Annotated in this window: 6 protein-coding genes; 2 read left to right on the forward strand and 4 right to left on the reverse strand. The window is 71.5% G+C overall.

The features are described 5' to 3' along the window. Positions 1–21: 21 nt before the first annotated feature. The 3 genes from ABGB21_RS14640 to ABGB21_RS14650 all read right to left on the reverse strand — a co-directional run bounded on the left by ABGB21_RS14640 (position 22) and on the right by ABGB21_RS14650 (position 5,863). Complete coding sequence (locus ABGB21_RS14640) at positions 22–3,795, reverse strand: multifunctional oxoglutarate decarboxylase/oxoglutarate dehydrogenase thiamine pyrophosphate-binding subunit/dihydrolipoyllysine-residue succinyltransferase subunit (protein WP_347678159.1); 3,774 nt, start codon at positions 3,793–3,795, stop codon at positions 22–24. A gap of 299 nt (positions 3,796–4,094) precedes the next feature. After that, positions 4,095–4,928 carry an ABC transporter permease subunit gene (locus ABGB21_RS14645; protein WP_347653478.1) on the reverse strand — a complete coding sequence of 278 codons (834 nt, stop codon included), beginning with the start codon at positions 4,926–4,928 and terminating at the stop codon, positions 4,095–4,097. Next, complete coding sequence (locus ABGB21_RS14650; protein WP_347653479.1) at positions 4,925–5,863, reverse strand: ABC transporter ATP-binding protein; 939 nt, start codon at positions 5,861–5,863, stop codon at positions 4,925–4,927. Before ABGB21_RS14650 ends, ABGB21_RS14645 begins: the two co-directional genes overlap by 4 nt. Before the next feature lie 319 nt (positions 5,864–6,182). Between ABGB21_RS14650 and ABGB21_RS14655 the strand changes: the two genes are divergently transcribed. Further along, positions 6,183–6,989, forward strand: coding sequence for a GNAT family N-acyltransferase (locus ABGB21_RS14655; protein WP_347653480.1), 807 nt, complete (start codon positions 6,183–6,185; stop codon positions 6,987–6,989). 206 nt (positions 6,990–7,195) lie between these two features. Then, entirely contained in the window at positions 7,196–8,026 is an 831-nt protein-coding gene (locus ABGB21_RS14660; protein WP_347678161.1) for a lysophospholipid acyltransferase family protein, read from the forward strand. 161 nt (positions 8,027–8,187) lie between these two features. Here the strand turns inward: ABGB21_RS14660 and ABGB21_RS14665 are convergent, their stop codons facing one another. Beyond that, a complete protein-coding gene (locus ABGB21_RS14665; protein ID WP_347678163.1) occupies positions 8,188–8,910 on the reverse strand; it encodes an ASCH domain-containing protein in 723 nt (240 codons plus the stop codon). Between the last annotated feature and the right edge of the window lie 155 nt (positions 8,911–9,065).

The following is a 9,065-nucleotide window of genomic DNA, read 5'->3' on the forward strand; positions in this document are numbered from 1 at the left end:
CCCGGCCACCCGGTCCACTGGTCAGGGTCGGGGCAGGGCGGCCTCGATCAGCGCGGTCTGCTCGACGTCGTGCATCTTGGCCGAGCCGACCGCCGGAGCCGCCGCCGCCGGGCGGGAGATCCGGCGCAGCCGTACGCCCTCCAGGTGCTCCAGCAGGTTGAGCGCGACGAACGACCAGGCACCCTGGTTGGCCGGCTCCTCCTGGACCCAGGCGAAGTCCTCGGCGTTCGGGTACTGGGCCAGGGCGGCCGGGAGTTCCTCGACCGGCAGCGGGTAGAGCTGCTCGACCCGGAGGATCGCGGTGTCGGTGATGCCGCGCTCGGCCCGGGCCTGCGCCAGGTCGTAGTAGACCTTGCCGGAGCAGAGCAGCACCCGCTTCACCGCCTCCGGCGCCGGGGCGGTGACTCCGGTCGTACCGGCGCCGTCGGCGAGCACCGGCTGGAAGGTGCCGGTGGTGAAGTCCGTGACGTCGGAGACGCAGAGCTTGTGCCGCAGCAGCGACTTCGGGGTGAAGACCACAAGCGGCTTGCGCTTCGGCGACAGCGCCTGGCGGCGCAGCAGGTGGAAGTGGTTGGCCGGGGTGGTCGGGATGGCGACCCGCATGTTGTCCTCGGCGCAGAGCTGGAGGAACCGCTCCGGCCGGCCGGAGGTGTGGTCCGGCCCCTGGCCCTCGTGCCCGTGCGGCAGCAGCAGCGTCAGCGACGACTGCTGTGCCCACTTCACCTCGCCGGAGGAGATGAACTCGTCCACCACGGTCTGCGCGCCGTTGACGAAGTCACCGAACTGCGCCTCCCAGAGCACCAGCGCCTCGGGGTTCTCCACCGAGTAGCCGTACTCGAAGCCCATCGCGGCGTACTCGCTGAGCAGCGAGTCGTGCACGAAGAACCGGGACCGGTCGTTGGTCAGCGCGGAGAGCGGGTTGTGCTCGGCGCCGGTCCGGGAGTCGACCACGACGGCGTGCCGCTGGACGAAGGTGCCCCGGCGGGAGTCCTGCCCGGCGAGCCGGACGGTCACCCCGTCGTGCAGCAGTGCGCCGAAGGCGATGATCTCGCCGAAGCCCCAGTCGATGTTGCCCGACTCGGCCATCTTGGCCCGCCGGTCCAGCAGTTGCTGGATCCGCTTGTGCGGGGTGAAGCCGTCCGGCATCGCGACGTGTGCGGTGCCGATCGCCTGGAGCACCTCGGCGGTCGTCGCGGTCTCGACCACCGGCTCCGGTTCCGGTTGCCGGCGCGGCCGGGCGGCGGGCCGGGCCGACGAGGCCGCGTCGCGGGTGGCCTTGAAGACCCGCTCCAGCTGCGCCTGGAAGTCGCGGAGCAGTTCCTCGGCGTCCTCGAGGGTGATGTCGCCCCGACCGATCAGCTCCTCGGTGTAGAGCTTCCGGACCGAGCGCTTCGAGTCGATGATCTTGTACATCAGCGGGTTGGACATCGCCGGGTCGTCACCCTCGTTGTGCCCGCGCCGCCGGTAGCAGACCATGTCGATCACGACGTCCTTGTTGAACGTCTGCCGGTACTCGAAGGCGAGCCGGGCGACCCGGACCACGGCCTCGGGGTCGTCGCCGTTGACGTGGAAGATCGGCGCCTGGATCATCCGGGCCACGTCACTGCTGTAGAGGCTGGACCGGGAGTACTCCGGCGCGGTGGTGAAACCGACCTGGTTGTTGACCACCACGTGCACGGTGCCGCCGGTACGGTAGCCGCGCAGCTGGGAGAGGTTGAGCGTCTCGGCGACCACACCCTGGCCGGCGAACGCCGCGTCGCCGTGCACCGCCACCGGCAGCACCGTGTAGCCCTCGAGCTTGAGGTCGATCCGGTCCTGCTTGGCCCGGACGATGCCCTCCAGTACCGGGTCGACCGCCTCCAGGTGGGAGGGGTTCGCGGTGACCGAGACCTTGGTCGAGTGCTCGCCGTCCGGGGTGGTGAACTTGCCGGCCTGGCCGAGGTGGTACTTCACGTCACCGGAGCCCTGGGTGGAACGCGGGTCCAGGTGCCCCTCGAACTCGGAGAAGATCTTCTCGTACGGCTTGCCGACGATGTTGGCCAGCACGTTCAGCCGGCCCCGGTGGGCCATGCCGATGACCACCTCGTCGAGGCTGTTCTCGGCCGAGGCCTCCAGGATCTCGCCGAGCAGCGGGATCAGCGACTCGCCACCCTCCAGCGAGAAGCGCTTCTGGCCGACGTACTTGGTCTGCAGGAAGGTCTCGAACGCCTCGGCGGCGTTGAGCCGGTTGAGGATGTGCTTCTGCTCGTCGCGCGCCGGCTTCTCGTACTTGCGCTCGACCCGCTCCTGGAGCCAGTGGCGCTCCTCCGGGTCCTGGATGTGCATGTACTCGACGCCGACCCGACGGCAGTACGAGTCCCGCAGCACACCGAGGACCTCACGCAGCTTCATCTTCTGCTTGCCGGCGAAGCCGCCGACCGGGAAGCTCCGGTCCAGGTCCCACAGGGTGAGGCCGTGCTGCAACACGTCGAGGTCCGGGTGCTTCCGGATCTTGAACTCGAGCGGGTCGGTGTCGGCCATCAGGTGCCCGCGCACCCGGTAGGCGTGGATGATCTCCAGCACCCGGGCGTTCTTGTCGATCTGCCCCTCGGAACCGACCGCCACGTCCCGGACCCAGCGGACCGGCTCGTACGGGATGCGCAGCGAGGTGAAGATCTCGTCGTAGAAGCCGCGCTCGCCGAGGACCAGTTCGTGCACGATCTTGAGGAACTCGCCGGACTGCGCGCCCTGGATGATCCGGTGGTCGTACGTGCTGGTCAGCGTGATGATCTTGCTGACCGCCAGGTCGGCGAGGGTCTCCTCGGACATGCCCTGGTACGGCGCCGGGTACTCCATCGCGCCCACACCGATGATCGCGCCCTGCCCGACCATGAGCCGGGGCTGCGAGTGGACCGTGCCGATACCGCCCGGGTTGGTCAGCGAGATCGTCGTCCCGCCGTAGTCCTCCATGGTCAGCTCGTTGCGCCGGGCCCGCCGGACGATGTCCTCGTACGCCTGCCAGAACTGCCGGAAGTCCATCTGCTCGCAGGCCTTGATCGACGGCACCACCAGTGTCCGGCTACCGTCCGGCCGGGCCAGGTCGATCGCGATGCCGAGGTTGACGTGCTCCGGCCGGAGCACCGCCGGCTTGCCGTCGACCTCGGTGAACGAGTTGTTCATCTCCGGGTGCTCAGCTAGTGCCCGGACCAGGGCCCAGCCGATCAGGTGGGTGAAGCTGACCTTGCCACCCCGACCCCGGGCCAGGTGGTTGTTGATCACGATCCGGTTGTCGACCAGCAGCTTGGCCGGGATGGCCCGCACGCTCGTCGCGGTCGGCACCGAGAGCGAGGCGTCCATGTTCTGGACGATCCGGGCGGCCACCCCGCGCAGCGGTACGGTCTGCGGCCCGCCGTCCGTGGCGGCCCGGGCCGGTGCGGCCTTCGGCGTCGACGGGGTCTCGGGCTTCGCGGCGGCGGCCTTGGCCGGGGCCGCGGCGGGTTTCGCCGGGGCGGCAGCCGGCTTCGCCGCAGTCGCGGCGGGCTTCGCCGGAGTGTCGGCTGGCGGGGTCGCGGCCGGGGCGGCGGGCGCGGTCTCCGCCGGCCGGTCGGTGGTGGCGGTCTGGCTACCCTGGGTCCCGGTCGTGGCTGCGGCGCCGCCGTCCTGCCCCGTCGGGCGGTAGTCGGCGAAGAAATCGTGCCAGGCCGCGTCGACGCTGGTGGGGTCGGCGAGGTAGCGCTGATACATCTCCTCGACGATCCACTCATTGGGGCCGAAACCCGCCAATGGATTTTCCTGCGAAGTCTGCTGGGTCGACACGGCCGGTAATCGCCTCTTTCACGCGGGTTGTGTGTCACGCGGTTTCTGCCACCCGTCCGGGGGGCTGAGTCGAAAGACGGGTCCAAGGCTACGCCGTGCGTTAACCGTCAGCATTGTCGCATCGGGCCCGTGTCGCGTTTCACAGGTTTTGAGAGTTCTCCGCCACCCTGCGCTCGGAAGCCGGCTGAACACCCTGCGTGTGGGCTTGTCGGAGCCGTCCCTGCCAGCGGTGCGACGGCTTCCCGACCGTCGCCCCGGACGGTCGGCACGGGTGGCCGACCGCCCGGGGACGCGCGGGTTCAGGAGATGTCCCGCCGCCGCACGATCAGGGTGCCGACCACGCCGGTCACCACCGCGTACCCGATCATGACCGCGGCGCCGGCCCAGCGCGGCGGACTGCCCGGCAGGTCCGTGCCGGTCGCCATCAACTGCGAGGCCAGCGACGGGACGAGGAGTTGCAGGTTGTTGATCCAGTCGCCGAACCGCTGGGACAGCTGGGCCAGGAAGATCCCCGCACCGATGTAGCCGGCCAGGTAGAGCAGGATCCCGGTGACCGTGGCGCCGATCTGGCTGCGGATCAGGACCCCGAAGCCGACCCCGAAGATCGCCCACAGCAGGTACGCCAGCCCGTTGAGCAGGATGGCCTGCCACACCGCCGACTGGTCGAGCTGGTTGCCGAGGTCGAAGCCGTTGAGAATCAGCGGGGTGACGATCAGGTTGAGCACGGTGGTGACGAGCCAGAAGAGCACGCCGAGCACCGCCGCCGCGACCAGCTTGCCGAGCACCACGGCCGTCCGGTGCGGCGTCGTCAGGAACGTGGTGGTGGCGGTCTGGTGGGCGAACTCGCTGGTCACCACGACGACGCCGAGCAGCAGGACGATCAGCAGGCCGAGCAGCTGACCGTTGGTGTAGAGGTTGGCCGCGATGTTGAGCGGATCCGCCAGCACTTCGAGCTGGGCGGCCTGCTCCCCGGTGGGTTCCGGCGCGCCGACACTCGCCGGGTCCACCAGGAACTGCGACTGGAAGTAGTTGAAGAAGAGCGTGATGCCCCAGAGCGGCAGGCTGATCAGGGCGAAGACCCACCAGGTGTTGGTGCTGCGGATCTTGAGTAGTTCGGCGCGGATCAGCCTCATCGGATGGCCGCCTTTCCGGACGTGAGTTCCAGGAAGACGCCCTCCAGGTCGGGGCGCTCGGTGGTCAGCTCGTGCAGTTCGACGCTCGCGGCCAGGGCGGCGCGGCCGACGATCGGCGCGTCCACACCGCTGACCAGCAGCGTCCCGTCCCCGGCCCGCTCCACCTCGGCGTTCTGCGCACTGAGCGCGGTGACGAGTTCGTCGGCCTGCGGGGTGCGTACCCGGATCCGGGCACTGCCCGCCATCGAGCCGACCACGGTCTCCACCGTGCCCTGCCGGACCAACCGGCCGGCCGCGATGATCACGACGTCGTCGGCGAGCAGCTGCATCTCGGAGAGCAGGTGGCTGGAGACCAGCACCGTACGCCCCTGCACGGCGAGGTTGCGCAGGAAACCGCGCATCCAGCGGATCCCCTCCGGGTCGAGCCCGTTGGCCGGCTCGTCGAGGATCAGTACCTGCGGATCACCCAGCATCGCGGCGGCGATGCCGAGCCGCTGCCGCATGCCGAGCGAGTAGCCCTTGAACTTCCGCCGCGCCGCCGGGGTCAGCCCGACCATTTCGAGTGCCTCGTCGGCGCGCCGCTTCGGCAGGCCGGCCGCCGCGCAGATCACCCGGAGATGGTTGATGCCGGTCCGGCCCTTGTGCGCGCTCGACGCCTCCAGCACCGCACCCACGTGCCGTACCGGATCGGTCAGGTCCGCGTACCGCAGCCCGCCGATCGTCGCCGTCCCCGCGGTCGGCGTGACCAGGTTGAGCAGCATCCGCAGGGTGGTCGTCTTGCCCGCGCCGTTCGGTCCCAGGAAGCCGGTGACCCGGCCCGGTTCGATGGTGAACGACAGATTGTCGACCGCCCGGACGTTGCGGTACACCTTGCTGAGTCCGGAGACCACGATCTGGCCGCTGCCAGCCGCGGGGCCTGGTCGCCCGTCGGACATTTGTCTCCCCTCGTTCGACGCCGCCGTGTGCCGGCCGCGCGCCGGCCCAGCCTTTACGGTGCGGTACGCACGGTCAACCGGAATGATCCCGCACCTCCGCCTCATCCCCGGGCACGAGTCCGTCCTCCTCCGGTACCAGACGACCTCGTCCCCACGGTCCCTCCGGCCGGCCGACCCCGGCACCGGTTCCCGCCCCGGCCCGTGGGCAGACCCACCCGGCAGCCGGGGGCGCCCCCCTGACCGCAGCGTTCACCGTATCGACACACGGCCAACCGGCGGCCGACACGTCAACGGCAGTACCGGCGCCTAGACAGACACCATGGCCGTTCTGCTCACCGCTGGGCCGGAGACCGCGACCAGCGGATACACCCTGTCGATCGCCGAAGGTGCGGCCCAGGTCGCCGCCGCGCAGAAACTCCGCCACGACGTCTTCGTCAACGAGTTCGGGGCCCGGCTCTGCTCCCCGACACCCGGACTGGACATCGACGACCTGGACCCGTACTGCGACCACCTGATCGTCTCGGAGGACCGCAGCGGGGCGGTCGTCGGGACGTACCGGATGCTGCCGCCGGACCGGGCGGCCGCGGCCGGCCGACGCTACGCCGAGGGGGAGTTCGACCTCTCGCCACTCGCCCCGCTCCGGGACGACCTGGTGGAGATCGGTCGCTCCTGCGTCGCTCCGGAGCACCGGTCCGGTGCCGTGATCAACCTGATGTGGGCGGGTATCGCCCGCTACCTGCACCTGCGTGGCCTGCGCTGGCTCGGCGGCTGTGCCTCGGTGCCGCTCGAGGACGGCGGCGTGATGGCGGCCGGGGTCTGGGCGGAGGTGTCCCGGCGGCACCTGTCCCCGCCGCCGCTGCGGCTGCGGCCGCACCGTCCCTGGCTGGCCGAGCCGGACGCGGTGGCGGCGCTGGCAACCTCCGGCGAGGGCGGGAGCGGGGGCGTCGCGATCCGGGGCCGGGCGCAGATGCCGCCGCTGCTCCGCGGCTACCTGCGGCTCGGCGCCTGGGTCTGCGGGGAACCCGCGTACGACCCCGACTTCGACGTCGCCGACCTGTACGTCCTGCTCTCGTTCGACCGGATGCCCGACCGGTACCGCCGGCACTTCCTCGGCCCGGACCGGTGACGGTCGTCCATCGGGCCCGTCCCACCCCGCCGCCCGGGCCGCTCCGGTCGGCGGGGTCGGCGGCGCCGTCTCCCGGTTCGACCCGGCAGGTGGCGGCGCCGGGCGGCCATGGGTCGCTCTGGCGACCGGAGTCGCCCTGTGGGCCGGACTGCCTGCCCGACCCGGCTCGGACACCACGGGTCCGCAGGGCACGGCAGATCGGCCGGGTGCTCGCACTGTCGGGGGTGCTCCTGCTCGGTGCGGCGTTGGTGGCCGTACTGCCGCTGCTGTCCCGGGCCGGGCGGCAGACCGCCGGACGGCGCTGGGCCCGGTTGGTGCTGGCGGCCGTCGGGGTGACCCTCGTGGTCCGGGGCGAGCCGCCCCGGAACCGGGCGCTGCTGGTGGCGAACCACGTCTCGTGGCTGGACATTCCCGCGGTGCTCGCGGTGTCGCCGGCCCGGATGCTGGCCAAGCACGAGGTACGGCGGTGGCCGTTGATCGGGTCGCTCGCGGCCCGGGGCGGCACCCTCTTTGTGGACCGGACCCGACCCCGGGCCCTGCCGGAAACGGTGGTCCAGGTCGCCGGGGCGTTGCGCTCGGGCGCGGTGGTGGCGGTCTTCCCGGAGGGTACGACCTGGTGCGGGGCGCCCCGGGCGGACGCCGGGTGCGGCTGGTGGTCCGGGCGGTTCCGGCCGGCGATGTTCCAGGCGGCGGTCGACGCGCGGGTACCGGTGGTGCCGGTACGGCTGAGCTACCGGGCCGGGTCCGTCGGTGCCACCGCCGCGCCCGCCTTCCTGGCCGACGAGAGCATGCTCGACTCGGTACGCCGGGTGCTGGCGCTCCGGGACCTGGTGGTGACCGTGACCGTCACCGCCGACCTGGCCACCTCCTCCGACCCGGCCACCTCCTCCGACCTGGCCACCTCCTCCGACCCGGCCGCCTTCGCCGGCCGGTCCGGCGGCACCCGGTCGCGACCCGGCAGGTTGGTGAGCCGGCGGCGGCTCGCCGAGGCCGCCGAGGCGGCGGTGCGGGCGGCTGCCGGGGCGGCCGTCGGGTAGCCGGGGGCACGGCACCGGTCTCCGGGTGGTTCCGCCTCCAGTCGGGCCGGCGGATCCAGGACGGCCGGTGGTGGCCGGGGCACGCCGGGAGGGTGGGCCCCGACCTAGGTTCTGTCTCGCGGATCTTGGTGGTCGGGGACACGGCGTGCTGATGACCGAACCTAGGCGCGTCCGACCAGGATGAAGCGCTGGGTGAGGACGGGGGTGTCGTCGGTGAGGTCGGGGGTGTGGCCGAGGAAGCCGGTGACGACGTCGCTGCGGAAGAACTCCTCGTGGGCGGCTCGCCAGGCCGTGGCGTCGGGGTAGCCGCGGCCCTCGGCCTGGGCGTAGGCGTCGGTGACAGAGCCGATCGGCTCGGTGGCGACGCGGGTCATCTCGATGACGGCGGCGGGATCGCCGTTCGAGTTGACCACGCAGAAGCGGTCGCCGGCCGCGGGCAGGGACTCGTGGAGGGCGGGCAGGCCGGTCATCGCCGTCTTGGTGCCGTCGAGGATGGCGGCGACGCCGGAGTCGCGCAGGGGGCCGGGGGCGGCGAGCTCCAGCACCGGGAGGCCGTCGGCCGGGACGGTGGGGGCGAACAGCTTCCAGTGGCCCTCGGTGATGACGTCGACGGCGCCGTCGACGACTCGGATGGCGGTGTCGTCGTCGATGGCGTAGGCCGGGTTGGGCAGGGCGGCGGCCCAGCGTTCGGCCGCGGCCATGGTGTTCTCTGACAGGTCGGGGTGGTCGACGTGCGGGAATATCGAGAAGCCGACGACGCCCAGGGCCTCGTCGGCGCCGGACGGCGGCTTCCAGCCGATGAAGTCGTCGCCGACGCGGGGGGCCATCGCCATGCTGCCGCCGCTGAAGCTGACCCACACCTTGTCGCGCAGCGAGGGCAGCATGGCGGCCAGGCCGGACTCGCGCATCCAATGAGGTGATCTCAGCAAGGATCCGGGGGCGGTTCGGGATGACACGGGCGTACCGTCCATAGCGGACAGCTTTTGATAAGGACGTGGAGCCATCGGTAGACAGGTTCTTGCGACGGAATCGGTCTCCG

Source organism: Plantactinospora sp. B24E8 (genome assembly GCF_039871735.1).
In the GTDB taxonomy this organism is placed as follows: domain Bacteria; phylum Actinomycetota; class Actinomycetes; order Mycobacteriales; family Micromonosporaceae; genus Plantactinospora.